Genomic DNA, 16,480 nt, shown 5'->3' on the forward strand with positions numbered 1-16,480 from the left:
CCCCGCACGAGGAGACCCCATGTCCGCTGTCGACGAGATCCTTCGCTCCCTTCCCGTGGCCGACCTGGCCCGCCAGCTCGACGCCCGCCCCGAGGAGGTCCAGCAGGCCGCCGCGGCCGCGCTGCCCGCCCTGCTCGGCGGCCTCCAGGCCAACGCCGCCGACCCCTCCGGCGCCGCGTCCATCGTCGACGCCCTGTCGCAGCACGAGGGCCGGCTGGGCGAGGGCCCGGTCGAGCTGGGGCAGGTCGACACCCGCGACGGCGAGGCGATCGCGCAGCACATCTTCGGTGACCAGCAGGGCGCCGTGGCCCAGCAGCTCGGCGGCCTGCAGGGCGTCGCCGGCCCGCTGGTGCAGCGCCTCATCCCGATCCTGGCCCCGATCGTCATGGCCTGGCTCGCCCGCCAGGTGCTCGGCCAGGCCGGCGCGGGCGGCAGCATGGGCCTGCCGCAGGGCCAGACCACCGGCCAGGGCGGCGCGGCCGGATCGATCCTCACCGACATCCTCGGCTCGGTCCTCGGCCGCGCCACCGGTCAGGGCGCCCAGACCCCGCAGACCCAGACGATCCCCGGGCAGGCCCCGGTCCAGCAGGACCTGCCGCCGCAGTCCGGCCAGGGCCTGGACACCGGCCGGATCATCACCGAGGTGCTCGGCGGCCTGCTCGGCGGCGGCCGCCGCTGACCCGGGACCGTCCCGGTCGAGCGGGTGGGACGCGACGCCACGTGCCGTCGCGCCCCACCCGCGACGCGGCCGGCGCGGACCGCGCCCTACGCGGGCACGCTCCGCACCGGCCGCAGCACCGTGCGCAGTCGTCCTCGGCGTTGCGGGCATTCCCACGTAGGTGTCCGGGTGGACCGCCGTTCACGCAGGTCAGGGGAACCGAGGCTCTCCCCGACACCTTCGGTGGATCCAGGGGGGATCGCCATGCCGAGGCACCCGTCCGTCATGGCCGCCGTCGTCTGCTCCGTGGCCGCGCTCGCGACCGCTCCGACCACCACCGCTGCCCAGGCATCCTCGGTCGGCGGCGTCGCCACCGGTCGCCGGTCGCGGCCACCGTCGCGCCCCGCGTGGTCGCCCTCGGGGACTCCTTCGCCTCCGGCGAGGGCCTGTCGGGAGGAGTCCGGCGTCAGCAGGTCGAGCCCCGGGTGGGCTGCCTTCAGGAAGGCCCGGGTCCCCGTCGGCGCACCCGAGACGCTCCACGGCCGTCAGAAGCCCGCGACGAGCTGCTCGACGGCGCGCGAAGGCCGCCGGATCGGCCACCATCACCAGGTGCCCGGCGCCGGGGATCTCGATCGTCCGGGGCCGGCCGAGGTAGTCCTGCGCCAGCGCGAGCGAACCCCCGGAGGTGGCGTCCTCGGCGCCCCAGACGATGGCGCGTGGGACCGTGATCCGGCGCAGCTCGTCCGGCGTCAGGTGCAGCACCCCCGACCCCGCCATCGCCGGCAGGGCCTGCTCCGTCGACCGCTGCCGCATGGGTCGCAGCCAGGCCTCGACCAGCTCGGGGGTGACGGCGAGGCAGCGAGAGCCGCACTGCTGCCGGACGATCCGCTCGTCGAGCCAGGACCAGCGGGTGCCCACGCGGTAGGCCGCGAGGACCCAGGGGCTGTGCAGCAGCCACGAGGGCGGGCCGGAGCGCGGCTCGTCCGAGCCGTCCTCGCGTCGGAAGGGCAGCGCGTCCCCGTCGGCGAGGACGATCCCGCCCACGTGGTCGGGGTGCTGCAGCGCGAGCCCGGCAGCGACGGCGGCGCCCATCGAGTGCCCCACCACCGCAGGGCGATCCAGGCCCAGTCGCGCGATCAGGCCGTCGACCAGCGCCACCTGGTGGTCCAGGTCGTGGCGCCCGGTCCGCCCGGTGTAGCCGTGCCCCTCCAGGTCCACCGCCACCACCCGCCGGCTGCCCGCGAGCAGGCGGGCGCTGGTCTCCCAGACGGCGGTGTGCTCGGCGAAGCCGTGGATCAGCAGGATCGGCCGCCCCGGGCCGCCGCCCCACTCGCGGAAGTGCACCCGGGTGCCCGCCACCTGCACGTCCGCCCCGTCGGGTGCGGCCAGCGTGTCCGGCGGCGAGATCGCCCAGCAGGTCACCAGCGCCAGGACCGTGAGGGCCGCGACCACCCCGAGCACCCCGACGCCGAGACGCCGCAGCGCCCGCCGCACCCGGGGCAGTCCCCGGACGCGACGGGCGCCGCCGTCGTTCGTCATCCGGTCACTGGCACTTGGCCAGGATCAGCTCGCGCACCTTGGCCGCGTCGGCCTGACCCTTCATGGCCTTCATGACCTGGCCGATGAGGGCGCCCGCGGCCTGGACCTTGCCGTCCTTGATCTTGGCGACGATGTCGGCGTTGCGGCCGAGCACCTCGTCGACGGCGGCCTCCAGCGCGGAGTCGTCCTGCACCAGCTCCAGCCCGCGGGCGTCGGCGACCTCACGGGGCGAGCCCTCGCCGGCCAGCACCCCGTCCATGACCTGACGGGCCATGGAGTCGTTGAGGCGGCCGTCGCGGACCATGGTGTCCAGCTCGGCGACGTGCTCCGGGGTGACCCCCATGTCGGCGAGGTCCTTGGCCTGGTCGTTGGCGCGGCGGGAGACCTCACCCATCCACCACTTGCGGGCGGCGGGCGGGGTCGCCCCGGCGGCGACGGAGGCCTCGATGAGCTCGACGGCGCCGGCGTTGACGACGTCGCGCATCTCCAGGTCGGAGTAGCCCCACTCCCCCTGCAGCCGCTTGCGCCGCTCACCGGGAGGCTCGGGCAGGGTCGCCCGCAGCTGCTCGACCCACTCGCGACTCGGGGCGACCGGCACCAGGTCCGGCTCCGGGAAGTAGCGGTAGTCCTCGGCGTCGGACTTCTCGCGACCCGAGGTCGTCACCCCGGTGTCCTCGTGCCAGTGCCGGGTCTCCTGCAGGATCGTCCCGCCCGACGAGAGGATCGCGCCGTGGCGCTGCATCTCGTAGCGCACCGCCCGCTCGACCGACCTCAGCGAGTTGACGTTCTTGGTCTCGGTGCGGGTGCCGAAGCGGTCCGCGCCCTTGGGCATCAGCGACACGTTGGCGTCGCAGCGCATCGAGCCCTGCTCCATCCGCGCGTCCGAGACATCCAGCGCACGCATCAGGTCACGTATGGCGGAGACGTACGCCTTGGCGACCTCCGGCATCCGCTCGCCCGCGCCGGTCACCGGCTTGGTGACGATCTCGATAAGCGGGATGCCCGCCCGGTTGTAGTCCAGCAGCGAGTAGTCGGCGCCGTGGATGCGCCCGGTGGCGCCGCCCATGTGCAGCGACTTGCCGGTGTCCTCCTCCATGTGGGCGCGCTCGATCTCCACCCGGAAGACCTCGCCGTCGTCCAGCGTCACGTCGAGATAGCCGCCGTAGGCGATCGGCTCGTCGTACTGCGAGGTCTGGAAGTTCTTGGGCATGTCCGGGTAGAAGTAGTTCTTCCGCGCGAAGCGGCACCACTCGGCTATCTCGCAGTTGAGGGCCAGGCCGATCCGGATCGCGGACTCCACACCCTTGGCGTTGACCACCGGCAGGGCGCCGGGCAGGCCGAGGCACACCGGGCACACCTGGGTGTTGGGCTCGGCCCCGAAGGTCGTGGCGCAGGAGCAGAACATCTTGGTGGCGGTGCTCAGCTCGACGTGCACCTCGAGCCCCATCACGGGGTCGAAGCGCTCGAGGACCTCGTCGTAGCCGAGGACCTCCTCGACGTGGGTCGTGGCCATGTCAGCGGTCCTTCCGGGTCTCGTCGCCGGGCAGCGCCGGCGCCTGGTCGAGCAGCGGCCCGCCCCAGGTCTGCTCGAGCTCGCGCTCGACGTAGGCGGCGACGCGGTACATCCGGTCGTCGGCCATCGCGGGGGCGAGGATCTGCATGCCGACCGGCAGCCCGTCCTCGGGGGCCAGGCCGGTGGGGACCGACATGCCGGGGGTGCCGGCGAGGTTGGCCGGGATGGTGGCGATGTCGTTGAGGTACATCGCCATCGGGTCGTCGATCTTGTCGCCCAGCTTGAACGCCGTGGTCGGCGCGGTGGGGCTGATCAGCACGTCGCACCGCTCGAAGGCCGCCTCGAAGTCCCGCGCGATGAGGGTGCGGACCTTCTGAGCCTGGCCGTAGTAGGCGTCGTAGTAGCCGCTGGACAGGGCATAGGTGCCGAGGATGATGCGGCGCTTGACCTCCGGGCCGAAGCCTGCGTCGCGCGTGGCCGCCATGACCTGCTCGGCGCTGGGGGCGTCGACGCCCTGGGGCGCCACCCGCATGCCGTAACGCATGGCGTCGAACTTCGCGAGGTTGCTGGAGGCCTCGGACGGCAGGATCAGGTAGTACGCCGCCAGGGCGTAGCGGAAGTGGGGGCAGGAGACCTCGACGATCTCGGCGCCCCCGGCCTCGAGCAGCGCGACCGTCTCGTCGAAGCGCTGCTGCACCCCGGCCTGGTAGCCCTCGCCCGACAGCTCCTTGACCACGCCGATCCGCATCCCACGGACGTCGCCGTTGCGGGCGGCCTCGACGACCGGCGGCACCGGGGCGTCGATCGAGGTGGAGTCGCGGGGGTCGTGCCCGCCCATGAGCTCGTGGAGCAGGGCGGTGTCCAGGACGGTGCGCGCGCACGGGCCCGCCTGGTCGAGGGAGGAGGCGAGTGCGACGAGGCCGTAGCGCGAGACTCCGCCATACGTCGGCTTGGTCCCGACCGAGCCGGTCACGGCCGCGGGCTGACGGATCGAGCCGCCGGTGTCGGTGCCGGTCGCGAGCGGGGCCTGGAAGGACGCCACGACCGAGGAGGAGCCACCGCCTGAGCCGCCGGGGATCCGCTCCAGGTCCCAGGGGTTGTGAGAGGGGCCGTAGGCCGAGTGCTCGGTGGAGGAGCCCATGGCGAACTCGTCCATGTTGGTCTTGCCCAGGATCGGCATCCGCGCGGCCTTGATGTGCTCGACGACGGTCGAGTCGTAGGGCGGCACCCAGCCGTCGAGCATCTTCGAGCCGCACGTGGTGGGCATGCCCGTCGTGGTCATCACGTCCTTGACCGCGATCGGGACGCCGGCGAGGGGGTGCAGCTGCTCGCCCCGGGCTCGCAGCTCGTCGACCTCGCGGGCCGTGGCGAGAGCGCCCTCGGCGTCGACGTGGAGGTAGGAGTGGACCGCGCCGTCGACGGCGGCGATCCGGTCGAGGTGGGCCTGGGTCAGCTCGACGGCGGTGAAGTCGCCGGCGGCGAGGCCCTCGGACATCTGGGCGGCGGTGAGCCGGGTGAGGTCGGTGGTCGTCATGGTCAGTCCTCGCTCAGGATCCGGGGCACCTGGAAGCGGTCGAGCTCCTGCTCGGGCGCTGCGGACAGGGCCTGCGCGGCGGTGAGGCCGGGCTTGACCTCGTCGGGCCGGGTCACGTTGGTCAGGGGCATCGGGTGCGACATCGGCGGGACGTCGTCGGCGGCGACCTCGCCGACCTGCGCGACGGAGTCGAGGATGACGGCCAGCTCCCCGGCCGTCGTGTCGAGCTCGGCATCGGTCATCTCGATGCGCGCGAGGCTGGCCAGGTGGGCGACCTGGTCGCGGGACAGGGAAGACATGCGCCGCAGTCTAGTGGCGCTGCGTGATCCGCCACGTCGCCTGCCCGGGGTGCGGGCCCGGAGGAGCCGGACCCCGGGCGTTACGGCCTTGCTCCGACCGGTTCGGTGACTCCACGCGGATGGCGCACCCCTCGGTCCGCCACCCGAGGTAACGAGTCAAGGTAACTCTCCGTGGATGATTCAACTACCGTTGAGTACGCGGCGTGACTACTTCCACCTCTCTCCGACGACACCGCCTCCTGCGGGCGGCTGCTATCGCCGTCCTCGCGGCCAGCGCCGCCGCCGGCTCGGTGGTGTCCCAGCCCGCCGCGCCCACCGCCCAGGCCGCCACCGACACCGGCTGGTTCAAGCCGGCGACGACCTACGTGGGCGAGTTCGCCGACCCCGACGTCCTCAAGGTCGGCAGCACCTACTACGCCTACGGCACCAACACCGGCGGGGCCTACCTGCCCGTGATGCACTCGGTCGACACGAAGTCGTGGATCGCCCGCCGTGCCTACGGCGCCGTCGGCGACCCGCTGCCCAACAAGGGCATCAACCCCCGCACCGGCACCTACTACCCCGGCCTGCGCAAGGTCTACAACGGCACGCTGCGGGTCGACCCCTACTACTGCACGACGCCCTGCCCGACGTGGCCGCCTGGGCCGACCGCAGCCGCTGCAAGGTGGTCACGCCCGGCACCACCGCTGCCGAGGACAAGTGGTGCGTCGGCGCCTGGGCCCCCTCCGTGGAGCGGCTGAAGGACGGCCGCTACCTCCTGGCCTACGTCGCCCAGCAGAGCTATGCCACCGGCCGCCAGTGCATCTCGCTCGCGACCGCCACGTCCCCCGAGGGCCCCTTCATCGACCGGACCACCAAGCCGGTCGTGTGCTCGGGGGACCCCCACGGCTCGATCGACCCGGACCTGTTCCGTGACCCGAAGACCGGCCAGCTGCACCTGATCTTCAAGAACGAGGGTGTTCCGGGCAGCAAGCCCACCGAGATCTACAGCATCCCGATCAACGACGCGGGCACCTTCCGGGACGCCGCGACCAGCTATGTGCCCGGGGTGAGCCAGGCGCTGCTGCTGCGCACCTCCCAGACCTGGGAGGGGACGCTGGTCGAGAACCCCTCGATGGTCTTCTGGGGCGGCCGCTACTTCCTCTTCCACTCCGGCAACCTGTGGCAGACGGCGAGCTACGCGACCGGTGAGACCCACTGCGCGTCCCCGCGCTCCACGTGCGGCCGGATCTTCACCTACCCGATCCTCAGGACCAGCTCGACCCTCGGGATCTGGGGGCCGGGCGGCGCCTCGGCCTTCGTCGATCCGAGCGGCAAGATCGCGATGATGTATGCCGCCTGGAACAGGTCCACCACCGGCTACGCCTACGCCAACCGGATCTACCACGTGGCCCGGATGACGTATGCCGACAGTCAGGGCCGGGTCACCGTCGCCAACGCGCTCGGCTGATCGCCGGCGTCGCAGGCCCTGCCCGGTCGCAGCCTGGCGCGATCGCGGCCGCGACCGGGCGGGGCCGGCGGCAGCGTGCGACTACGCCGGAGTGCTGTCCGGCTGCCCGTCCCCCGGCTCTCCGCCGTCCGGTTGCTCGTCCGCGGTCGGCTCCGTCTCGTCGGCCGGGCGCACGGCCGCGGCCCCGCCCGCGAGCAGCCGCACGAAGCCGGCCTCGTCCAGGACGGGGCGCCCGAGCTCCTCGGCCTTGGCGGCCTTGGTGCCCGCGCCCTCGCCGATGACGACGAAGTCGGTCTTCCTGGACACCGATCCGGAGGCCTTCCCACCGCGGGCGATGATCGCCTCCTTGGCGCTGTCGCGGGTGAAGCCCTCCAGCGAGCCGGTCACCACGACGGTCAGGCCCTCCAGGGTCCGCTCGACGGACTCGTCGCGCTCGTCCGCCATCCGCACGCCGGCCGCCGCCCAGCGGTCGACGATCTCGCGGTGCCAGTCGACCTCGAACCACTGGATCACGGACTCGGCGATCACCCCGCCGACGCCCTCGACCCCGGCGAGCTCCTCGACCGAGGCGGCCCGGATGGCGTCCAGCGACCCGAAGTGGGTGGCGAGCGCCCGGGCGGCGGTGGGGCCGACGTGGCGGATGGACAGGGCCACCAGGACGCGCCACAACGGCTGGTGCTTGGCCTTGGCGAGGTTGTCGACCAGCTTGCGGCCCGTGGCGGACAGCACCCGGCCGTCGACGATGCCGGGGGCGGGAACGGCGTCGGGGTCGGCCTGCTCCTTGCGGCTGGCCGCCCGGGTGTAGAGCGGGACCCGGGCGACGGCCTCGGGCGTGAGGTCGAACAGCGTGGACTCGTCCGCGATCACGCCCGAGTCGAGCAGCGCGAGGGAGCCCTCCCACCCGAGCGCCTCGATGTCGAAGCCGCCCCGCGAGGCGAGCCCGAAGAGTCGCTCGCGCAGCTGGGAGGGGCAGGAGCGGGCGTTGGGGCAGCGGATGTCCTTGTCGCCCTCCTTCTCGTACGCCAGGGCCGTCCCGCACGCCGGGCAGTGCGTCGGCATCACGAACTCCCGCTCGCTGCCGTCGCGCAGGTCCACGACCGGGCCGAGGATCTCCGGGATCACGTCGCCGGCCTTGCGCAGCACCACGGTGTCGCCGATCAGCACGCCCTTGCGCCGCACCTCGAAGGCGTTGTGCAGCGTGGCCATCTCGACCGTGGAGCCCGCGACCTTGACCGGCTCCATCACGCCGTACGGCGTCACCCGGCCGGTGCGGCCGACGTTGACCCGGATGTCGAGGAGCGTGGTGTTGACCTCCTCGGGCGGGTACTTGTAGGCGATCGCCCAGCGGGGCGCGCGGGAGGTGGTGCCCAGCCGCCCCTGCAGCGCGAGCTCGTCGACCTTGACCACCACGCCGTCGATCTCGTGCTCCACGTCGTGGCGGTGCTCGCCGTGGTGGGCGACGTAGTCCAGCACCTCCTGCGGCGTCTGCAGCACCCGGTGGTGCGTGGTGGTCGGGAAGCCCCACCCGCGCAGCAGCTCGTAGGCCTCGCTCTGCCGGGTGAGCGAGAGCCCCTCGCGCGCGCCGATGCCGTGGACCAGCATGTGCAGCGGGCGGGTCGCCGTGACGCGGGAGTCCCTCTGCCGCAGGGATCCGGCTGCCGCGTTGCGCGGGTTGGCGAAGGGAGCCCGCCCCTGCTCGACGAGCTGGGCGTTGAGGTCGCCGAAGGCCTCGATCGGGAAGAAGATCTCGCCGCGCACCTCGACCAGCGCGGGCACGTCGTCACCGGTGATCCGGTGCGGGATCCCCTCGATGGTGCGGACGTTGGGGGTGACGTCCTCCCCCACCCGGCCGTCGCCGCGGGTCGCCGCCGTCACGAGCTCTCCGTGCTCGTAGACCAGGTCGATCGCCAGGCCGTCGATCTTGAGCTCGCACAGGTAGTGCGGCGCGCCCTCCAGACCGCGCTCGACGCGCGCCAGCCACTCGGCGAGCTCGTCCGGGCTGAAGACGTTGTCCAGGCTCAGCATCCGCTCCCGGTGCTGGACCGGCGCGAAGTCGGTGGCCCGGTGCGCCGCCCCGACCTGCTGGGTGGGGCTGTCCGGCGTCCGTAGGTCGGGGAACTCGTCCTCGAGCGCCTGCAGCCGGCGCATCAGCTGGTCGTACTCCGCGTCGGACATCGTCGACGAGTCCGTGCCGTAGTAGCGCTCCTGCGCGTCCCGCACCCGCTCGGCGACCTCGGTCCACTCGTGCCGCGCCGCCACGGAGGCGTCGGCGACCTCGGCGTCGCTGGTCGGGACCTCGGCTCCGTCGGCGTCGGCCACCGCGGGGGCCTGGGGGGTGGTCTTTCTCGGCATACGCGCATGGTGCCACGCGGGGCCGACAGACCCTCGGCGACGACACCGAGCCGTCCAGGCCGTATGTCGGCTGCTTCAGGCGCCCCTCAGCCCGCAGCCGGCGCGCCGCCCGCCACGAATCCCCGCTCCTGGTGGAAGGACTCGTAGCGCAGCCACTTGTCGGCCAGGGCCTCCTCGACGTCGACGCCCAGCCGCTGCGCCGCCACGAGCGTCATGGCGAGCACGTCGTCGACCTCGCCGCGCACCGCCTCGGCCAGCTCGTCCGGCGAGCGCCCGCGGTCGCGCCCCTGGCCGCTCGACGACAGGTGCGCCTGGACGAGCTCGCCCACCTCCTCGGCGAGCTTGAGCAGCACCCACTCGGTGGTGCGGTCCACGCCGTAGTGGTCGGCGTAGCCCGCCGAGACGTACTCGATCCGGTCCTGCCACTGCGCGAGCTCCATGCCCGTCATCCTGCCAGCGACCTGACCTACGACCGGCCCTGGCGACGTGCGGCCCAGGAGGCGGCCCACCGGTTGCCCATCCCGACCAGCACCGCGCCGGCCAGCACGATCGCGAAGCCCACGAGCGTCCACGCGTCCATGGCCTCGCCCAGCACGAGCACCCCGAGCAGGATGGACACGCAGGGGATCAGGTAGGTGACGGTCGTGGCCACGGTGGCGCCTGCGGCCCGGACCACCTGGAACTGCAGGGAGAACGCCAGGCCCGTGCCCACCGCCCCGAGGGCGAGCACCGCCGCGAGCGACCAGGGCACCGAGCCGGATCCGTGGCGCAGGTGGACCTCCCAGGGGCTGGTGACGCCGGCCAGACCGAGGGCGCACGCCCCCACCAGGATCACCACCAGCTGTCCCGAGGCGCACAGCAGCTGGGCGGCCGGCACGGCCAGCCCACCGGGGTCGTGCTCCTTGAGGTGCAGCCGGTGCCAGGTCCGCCCGACGCCATAGCTGGAGCCCGCGAGCAGCGTCATCGCGAAGCCGAGCAGGTCCGGTCGCTCGGCCGCCGCCCAGGGCTGCATGATCACCACGACCCCGAGGAAGCCGAGCAGCACGCCGAGGAGCTTGGGCCGGGAGAAGTGCTCGTCCCGCACGAAGACCATGGTCAGGCCCACGGTGGCGATGGGCGTGATCGCGTTGCCGATCCCCGCCAGGGCCGAGGAGACCCGGGTCTCCCCCAGGGCGAAGAAGGTGAACGGCACCGTGGCGAGGAAGAGTCCGACGACCATCAGGTGACCCCAGACGTGACGTCCGCGGGGCAGCCGGCCGCCCGTGAGCCGCAGCAGCGTCACCACGACCAGGCAGCCGGTGAGCACCCGCAGGGTCGAGATCTGCAGCGGGACGAGGGCGTCCAGGCCGACCTTCATCAGCAGGAAGCTCGCCCCCCACACCAGCACCAGGACCAGCCAGCTGACCTGCCAGGGCCACCGCGGCCGGGTCATCAGCCGGTGGCCTCGCGGACGGCCTCGGCGACCTGTCCCGCGAGCCGCTGGGCGGCGACCGCGTCGGCCGGAGCGAGTCCGGCCAGTCCGCAGGCGGGCGAGATCGTCACGTCCGCCAGGGTGCTCGCGGACAGACCGAGATCGGACCAGCGGCGCACGACGGTGTCACGGACGGCGCCGACCCCGGGCAGCGGGGCAGCCGAGGGATAGGCCCCGAGCCACACGTCGGTGCCCGCCTCCAGCGTGGTCGCGAGGGACTCCCAGCCCTTGGGGCCGAGGACGGTCGCGTCGACCGCGAGGGCGCCGGCGCCCGTGGCGCGCAGCAGGGGCAGCGGCGCACCCTTGGCGCAGCAGTGCACGACCGTATGCCGCTCGCCTGCGGCTCGTCCCCCCACCTCGCCCGCGGCGCGCAGGACCTCACCGACCAGGTTGGCGCCGACGTACGAGTCGATCGCCCGGATCCGGCCGAAGCCGCTCGCGGTGGGCAGCCGCCCCGCGAGGATGGCGGGCAGCGAGGGCTCGTCGAGCTGGACGACCACGCGGGCGCCGGGCACGAGCCGCTCGACCTCGGCGACGTGGTTCCTGATCCCCTCGGCGAGGCTGCCGGTCAGGTCCCGCAGCGCGCCCTCGTCGACGACCGCACGCTCGCCGCGGTGCAGCCAGACCGACCCGGCGAGGGTGAGCGGCCCGGCGACCTGGACCTTGAGCTCGCCCTCGTAGCCGTCGAAGGTCTCCGCCAGCTCGTCCAGGTCCTGGCGCCACCACGCGGCCGCCCGCTCGGCGTCGCGACCCGCCCGGTCCACGAACCGCCAGCCCTGCGGCTGCAGGTCGACGTGCAGGTCCACCAGCAGCGCCGCCGCCCGCCCGATCAGGTCTGCGCCCGGACCGCGGTCGGGCAGCTCGGGCAGGTAGGGCAACCCCTCGTCGGCCAGCAGCGAGCGCACCGCCCGCTGCGTCTCGCGCACGTCCGTGCCCGGCCACGATCCCATCCCGGTCGCTCTCGTCACGCCGGTGACGCTACCGCCTGGGGTGACCCGGCCCTGGCAGGCGCCGCCCCTCGGGACGGCTCCTGCGGTCGGTCTCGGGCTTCAGCCCGAGACCGACCGCAGGAGCCGAGACACCTCGGGCGCACCGACCGGGAGGGTCCGTCAGTGGGTTTCTCCTCACCCTCGACGGAGGACCTTCCAGCGCCTCGGCACCGACAGGGCACCCACGAGCACGGCCACAGCCACGCTGACCGACAAGGTCAGCAGCGGCGTCCAGGTCGTGGGGATCGGCAGTCGGGCCGCTCGGGCAAGGGTGACCCCACCCGCCACCCCGCACAGGGCGCCGAGCGCGGTGGCCACCAGAGCGATCGATCCGCCCAGGAGGGCCCCGGTGCTCCCCAGCCATCGTCGCGACGCTCCCAGAGCCGCCATCATCTGCCGGGACGAGCGCAGGTCGTCGCTCCACAGCGCCATCATGGCGGCCAAGATCGCGGCCGCCGTGAGACAGGCCCCCACCGTGGCTATGACCTTCATGGCTCGGGCTGGCCCCAGCTGGGGGGACTCTTCGTTGACGGTGATGCGTGCATCTGCCTGGACGTCGGCAGGCAGGTGGCTCTGGATCTGTCTCGGGCCGGCCGCCGCGACGAGGTACTGCGGGTCCCCCGGCGAGAGGCCGAGGCGCCTCGCACCGGCGGGCGACAGGTACGCCACGGGCATCCGGCCGAAGCGGGCGCCCCCCGGAGCGACCCGGCGGGGAACTCGACCGAGGGGATGCAGCTGGAGGTGGCTGCCGCCGGCCGTGAACGACTGGACTGCCAGGGTCAGCGGGCCCGGAACGCCGGGGTCGTCGGTCACCACCGCCAGCCGTCCCTCGGCATACGCAGCAGCCTCCCCGGGCAGCCAAGGACGCCGAGCGAACGCCGAGGCGTCGTCCGGCGTCGCAACCGCGACGGAGGGAAAGACCACCTTGGCCGTGGAGCGCGACACGCACGGCACGGCGTCGAAGCCCCCGGCACCGGAGGTGGAGAAGACCACGGTGGCCGAGAGACACCGCATCAGATCGGTGTCCAGCGTGACCTCGCCCTCGCCCTGGGCGGCAGACGAGACGGGGGTGATCGACCGCACCGTGCCGCCAAGGTCTCGCACCTCACCCGCCGTGAGGGGGCGGCGCGTCTCGACGAGCGCGTAGCCCGGGACGACGGGGGTGACCGGGTTGCGCTCCGCCGACTCGACGAAGGCCTGCGACGCCATCTGAAGGTATGTCGCGATGCACACCACGAGAGCGATCGCCATGGCGGTCAGCGCAGCCCGGGCCGGGGCCGCCGCCAGGTGACGGAACGCGACTCCGGCGGCCGCGGGGCCCGGCAGGGTCGGGGACGCTCCCCGGCGCGCCACGAGTCGCAGGCAGGCCAGGACCAGACCGGCGCAGATCAGGGGGGCCGCGACGAGAGCAAGGAGGGGTGACCAGTAGGACCACACCACGCTGGCTGCTCCTACCAGGAGTCCGAGGACGAGCAGCGCGACCACCACCACCCAGCCCCCTCTGCTCCCCTCCCGAACGGTGGGAGGTGCCTGCCCGAGAAGGTGGAGGAGGGGCGCTCGGCGCATCTTGCGCCGCGGTGCAGCACAGGTGGCCGACACGCCGATCCAGGCGATCACCGCCACTGCCACCAGAACCCACCAGGCAGGGGTGAACCGTCCCCAGTCCGCGGCGGCGCGGTCCTGGACCGGGCCTTGCAAGACGTAGGCGAGTCCGATCCCGAGACCGGATCCGACGAGGATCCCCGTGACGGTGACCACCCGGACGTACCACTGCAGGAAGGACCAGCGGATCCTAGGTCCTGCTCCCATGGCCGCCAGCAGACCGGCGGACCGGGTCTCGGCACGCACCACCATGGTCATCGCGGCTCCGACCAGGAGGAGGCACTCCACCAGCAGACCGACGCCCACCCCGAGGGACAACGCCTGCATCTCCTGCGTGCCGGACACGTGCCCATCGAAGGTCTGTCGTGGTTCGTAGAGCAGGCGAGCTGCCTCGAGGCGCCCGCTGTCCACCCCACCGACGACGAGCCAGCGATGAGATCCCTCGATGTCCTTGGCCCGCGGGCCGGCCAAGGGGATCGGCGACGCGCTCACGAAGAACACGTCGTCGGCGGTGGGCGCATAGACGAGCAGGGCACTCACCCGCCGAGGGACGCCCTGCGGGCCGACACCGACGTGGTCACCCACGCCCACCTGCAGCCTGGCGGCCAGCGCTCGGGACAGACCGATCGTCCCGGGGTCGACGCCGGGGCGGCCCTCCTCGACCACGAACATGCCGGCGGTCGCGGGGTCTGTCAGGTCCAGGGCTCGCCCCTTGACATCCGTGCGTCGTCCGCCGGGCGAGGTGATGGGCATGTCCTGGTAGGAGACGTCCGGCACGAGGTGCGTGCCGGGCAGGAGCGCCGGGCGAGGATCGGCGCTTCGTGACAGGGCTGTCAGACGACCCTCGGACTGCCCGACCATCAGGGCCCGAGCCTCGTCCTCGGAGACGGCTGCGGTCGCCGCCAGGCTGGACAGACAGGAACAAATCAGCACAGGTAGGGCGACGGCCAGGACCAGGAGCGCGGTCCGCACCCGATGTCGCGTCGCCAGGCGCCACCCCAGCAACCGCATCTGGGCCCTCATCGGGCGGCGTCCCGCTGCTCGATACGACCGTCGACGATCCGCCACACCGTGTCGCACCTGGCCGCGACCGCGGAGTCATGGGTGGCGATGATGCATCCCCGTTCACCGCCGTCCACCAGGGAGCGCAGGAGCGTCAGCACCCGGGCACCGTTCGCCTGGTCCAGCGCACCCGTGGGCTCATCGGCCAGGATCAGCCGACGGTCGTCTACCACAGCCCGGGCGATGGCCACCCGCTGCTGCTCTCCTCCGGAGATCTTGTCGGGGAAGCCACCCATCAGGTGATCCACCCCGACTCGCTCCAGGGCGGCCAGGGCCAGCTGGTTGCTCCGTCGTCGCGGGACACCCGCCAGCCGCAACGGCAGAGCGACGTTCTCGATCACGGTGAGGTCCCGCACCAGGTTCCACTCCTGGAAGACGAACCCCACGTTGGTTCCCCGGAACTCCGTCAGCTCGTCGGCCGACATCGCCTCGATGGCTGTCCCGTTGACCACAACCCGCCCGGACGACGGCTGCAACAACCCACCCATGATGTTCAGCAAGGTCGACTTACCCGAACCCGAGGGACCCATGAGCGCCACCATCCTCCCCGGCGCCAGGGCACACGACACCTCATCGAGCACGAGGCGCTCCCCTGCTCCTTCTCCCACACGGTGAACCACGTCCACGCACCGCACCAACATCTCCACGTCGAAACCTTCCACCAAGCGCTAGGACCCGCCAGCGGGACTGTCGGATTATCGGTGGGCGGGGTGCCCAGCGTTCTTAGGTGGTCGAGGGGGTGATGCGTCCCTCGAAGGTGATGGCGAAGGCGTTCAGGGGTGCCTTCCACCGGATGACCCATCGTGCCCTGCCTCTCCCGGTGGGGTCCAGGGAACGGGTCACCAGGTAGAGACACTTCAACGCGGCGGCGTCGTTCGGGAAGTGCCCTCGCGCACGGACGGCGCGCCGGTAGCGGGCGTTCAACGACTCGATCGCGTTGGTCGTGCAGATGACCTTGCGGATCTCGACGTCGTAGTCGAGGAAGGGCACGAACTCGTTCCACGCGCCTCGCCACATGCGGATCGCGGCGGGACAGACGGGCTCCCACGTGGCGGCGAAGTCCTCGAACCGTGCGGCGGCCTGCTCGGCGTTGACGGCCGTGTACACGGGCCGCAGGTCCTTGGCCATCGCGTCCCAGTGCTGGCGGGCCGCGTACCGGAACGTGTTCCGGATCAAGTGCACGACGCACGTCTGTACGGCGGCGAGCTCCCATGTCGTGGTGATCGCCTCGGGCAGTCCTTTCAGCCCGTCGCACACGGCGATGCACACGTCCTCGACACCGCGGTTCTTGATCTCGGTGAGCACGCCCAGCCAGAACTTTGCGCCCTCCCCACCGTCGCCGGCCCAGATCCCGAGGATGTCGCGTTCCCCGGCGGTCGTCACGCCGATGACGATGTAGAAGGGCTTGTTGGTGACCTGCCCGTCACGGACCTTCACCACGAGCGCGTCGATGAAGATCACCGGGTACACGCGGTCCAGGGGCCGGTGCTGCCACTCAGACATCTCCGCGGCGACCTTCTCGGTGATCCGACTGATCGTGTCCTTGGACACCGACGCGCCATACACCTCGGCGAAGTGCGCCGCGATCTCACCGGTGGTCAACCCGCGCGCCGACAAGGACAGGACGAGCTGGTCGACGCCGTCCAGACGGCGTTGCCGCTTCCGGACGATCTTCGGGTCGAATGTGCCGTCCCGGTCCCGCGGAACGTCGATCGTGACCGGCCCGATCTGCGTGAGCACCGTCTTGGATCGGGTGCCGTTCCGCTCGTTCCCGCCCCCGTCGACCGGCGCCGGCTTCGCGTGCCGATCCGAGTGCTCGTAGCCGAGGTGCTCGGTCAGCTCTTCCTCCAGAGCGGTCTCCAGCACCTGCTTGGTCAGGCCCGTCAGCACACCGTCGGGGCCGACCAGGTCGACTCCTTCAGCGCGGGCCTGGTCCACCAGACGCTGCGCCAGCGCCTGCTTGTCGTCATCGTTGAGGTCCACGACCCCAATCGTGTTCGTCATGCTGCCT

General features: G+C 72.4%; 14 protein-coding genes. 3 read left to right on the forward strand and 11 right to left on the reverse strand.

The features are described 5' to 3' along the window. The first annotated feature begins 19 nt into the window (after nt 1-19). Nucleotides 20-679: a DUF937 domain-containing protein gene (locus MM438_RS08060; protein WP_241451973.1), complete on the forward strand. Its 660-nt coding sequence runs from the start codon at nt 20-22 to the stop codon at nt 677-679. A gap of 189 nt (nt 680-868) precedes the next feature. Here MM438_RS08060 and MM438_RS08065 read toward each other — a convergent pair whose 3' ends face one another. Genes MM438_RS08065 through gatC form a run of 4 tightly spaced genes read right to left on the reverse strand, consistent with a single transcriptional unit; the run spans nt 869 to nt 5,543 of the window. Next, on the reverse strand, nt 869-2,197 hold the full coding sequence (locus MM438_RS08065) for an alpha/beta fold hydrolase (RefSeq protein WP_241451974.1): 1,329 nt from the start codon (nt 2,195-2,197) through the stop codon (nt 869-871). Nucleotides 2,198-2,201: 4 nt separating this feature from the next. Further along, nucleotides 2,202-3,710, reverse strand: a complete 1,509-nt coding sequence (gene gatB, locus MM438_RS08070) for an Asp-tRNA(Asn)/Glu-tRNA(Gln) amidotransferase subunit GatB (protein WP_241451975.1) — start codon at nt 3,708-3,710, stop codon at nt 2,202-2,204. Between the two features lies 1 nt (nt 3,711). Continuing rightward, a complete protein-coding gene (gene gatA, locus MM438_RS08075; protein WP_241451976.1) occupies nt 3,712-5,244 on the reverse strand; it encodes an Asp-tRNA(Asn)/Glu-tRNA(Gln) amidotransferase subunit GatA in 1,533 nt (510 codons plus the stop codon). A 2-nt stretch (nt 5,245-5,246) separates the two neighbouring features. Further along, nucleotides 5,247-5,543: an Asp-tRNA(Asn)/Glu-tRNA(Gln) amidotransferase subunit GatC gene (gene gatC / locus MM438_RS08080; protein WP_241451977.1), complete on the reverse strand. Its 297-nt coding sequence runs from the start codon at nt 5,541-5,543 to the stop codon at nt 5,247-5,249. Between the two features lie 203 nt (nt 5,544-5,746). Between gatC and MM438_RS16730 the strand changes: the two genes are divergently transcribed. Both MM438_RS16730 and MM438_RS16735 read left to right on the forward strand, forming a co-directional pair. After that, nucleotides 5,747-6,283, forward strand: a complete 537-nt coding sequence (locus tag MM438_RS16730) for a hypothetical protein (RefSeq protein WP_241451978.1) — start codon at nt 5,747-5,749, stop codon at nt 6,281-6,283. After that, nucleotides 6,175-6,993: a family 43 glycosylhydrolase gene (locus MM438_RS16735; RefSeq protein ID WP_241451979.1), complete on the forward strand. Its 819-nt coding sequence runs from the start codon at nt 6,175-6,177 to the stop codon at nt 6,991-6,993. Before MM438_RS16730 ends, MM438_RS16735 begins: the two co-directional genes overlap by 109 nt. Nucleotides 6,994-7,074: 81 nt before the next feature. Here MM438_RS16735 and ligA read toward each other — a convergent pair whose 3' ends face one another. The 7 genes from ligA to MM438_RS08125 form a co-directional block, all read right to left on the reverse strand. After that, nucleotides 7,075-9,345: an NAD-dependent DNA ligase LigA gene (ligA, locus tag MM438_RS08095; protein ID WP_241451980.1), complete on the reverse strand. Its 2,271-nt coding sequence runs from the start codon at nt 9,343-9,345 to the stop codon at nt 7,075-7,077. 86 nt (nt 9,346-9,431) lie between these two features. Then, nucleotides 9,432-9,785 (reverse strand): nucleoside triphosphate pyrophosphohydrolase family protein, encoded by a 354-nt coding sequence (locus MM438_RS08100; RefSeq protein WP_241451981.1) that lies wholly within the window; start codon nt 9,783-9,785, stop codon nt 9,432-9,434. A gap of 26 nt (nt 9,786-9,811) precedes the next feature. Further along, nucleotides 9,812-10,777 (reverse strand): DMT family transporter, encoded by a 966-nt coding sequence (locus tag MM438_RS08105; RefSeq protein WP_241451982.1) that lies wholly within the window; start codon nt 10,775-10,777, stop codon nt 9,812-9,814. Further along, a complete protein-coding gene (locus MM438_RS08110) occupies nt 10,777-11,784 on the reverse strand; it encodes a uroporphyrinogen decarboxylase/cobalamine-independent methonine synthase family protein (RefSeq protein ID WP_241451983.1) in 1,008 nt (335 codons plus the stop codon). The genes MM438_RS08105 and MM438_RS08110 overlap by 1 nt, the downstream gene beginning before the upstream one ends. 156 nt (nt 11,785-11,940) lie before the next feature. Then, nucleotides 11,941-14,418, reverse strand: a complete 2,478-nt coding sequence (locus tag MM438_RS08115) for an FtsX-like permease family protein (RefSeq protein WP_241451984.1) — start codon at nt 14,416-14,418, stop codon at nt 11,941-11,943. An 8-nt stretch (nt 14,419-14,426) separates the two neighbouring features. Continuing rightward, the gene (locus tag MM438_RS08120; RefSeq protein WP_277628247.1) at nt 14,427-15,110 is read right to left on the reverse strand and encodes an ABC transporter ATP-binding protein; all 684 of its coding nucleotides are present in this window, start codon (nt 15,108-15,110) and stop codon (nt 14,427-14,429) included. A gap of 82 nt (nt 15,111-15,192) precedes the next feature. Further along, nucleotides 15,193-16,473, reverse strand: coding sequence for an IS256 family transposase (locus MM438_RS08125; protein WP_241449384.1), 1,281 nt, complete (start codon nt 16,471-16,473; stop codon nt 15,193-15,195). Between the last annotated feature and the right edge of the window lie 7 nt (nt 16,474-16,480).

The organism is Arsenicicoccus dermatophilus (assembly GCF_022568795.1).
GTDB lineage: Bacteria > Actinomycetota > Actinomycetes > Actinomycetales > Dermatophilaceae > Arsenicicoccus > Arsenicicoccus dermatophilus.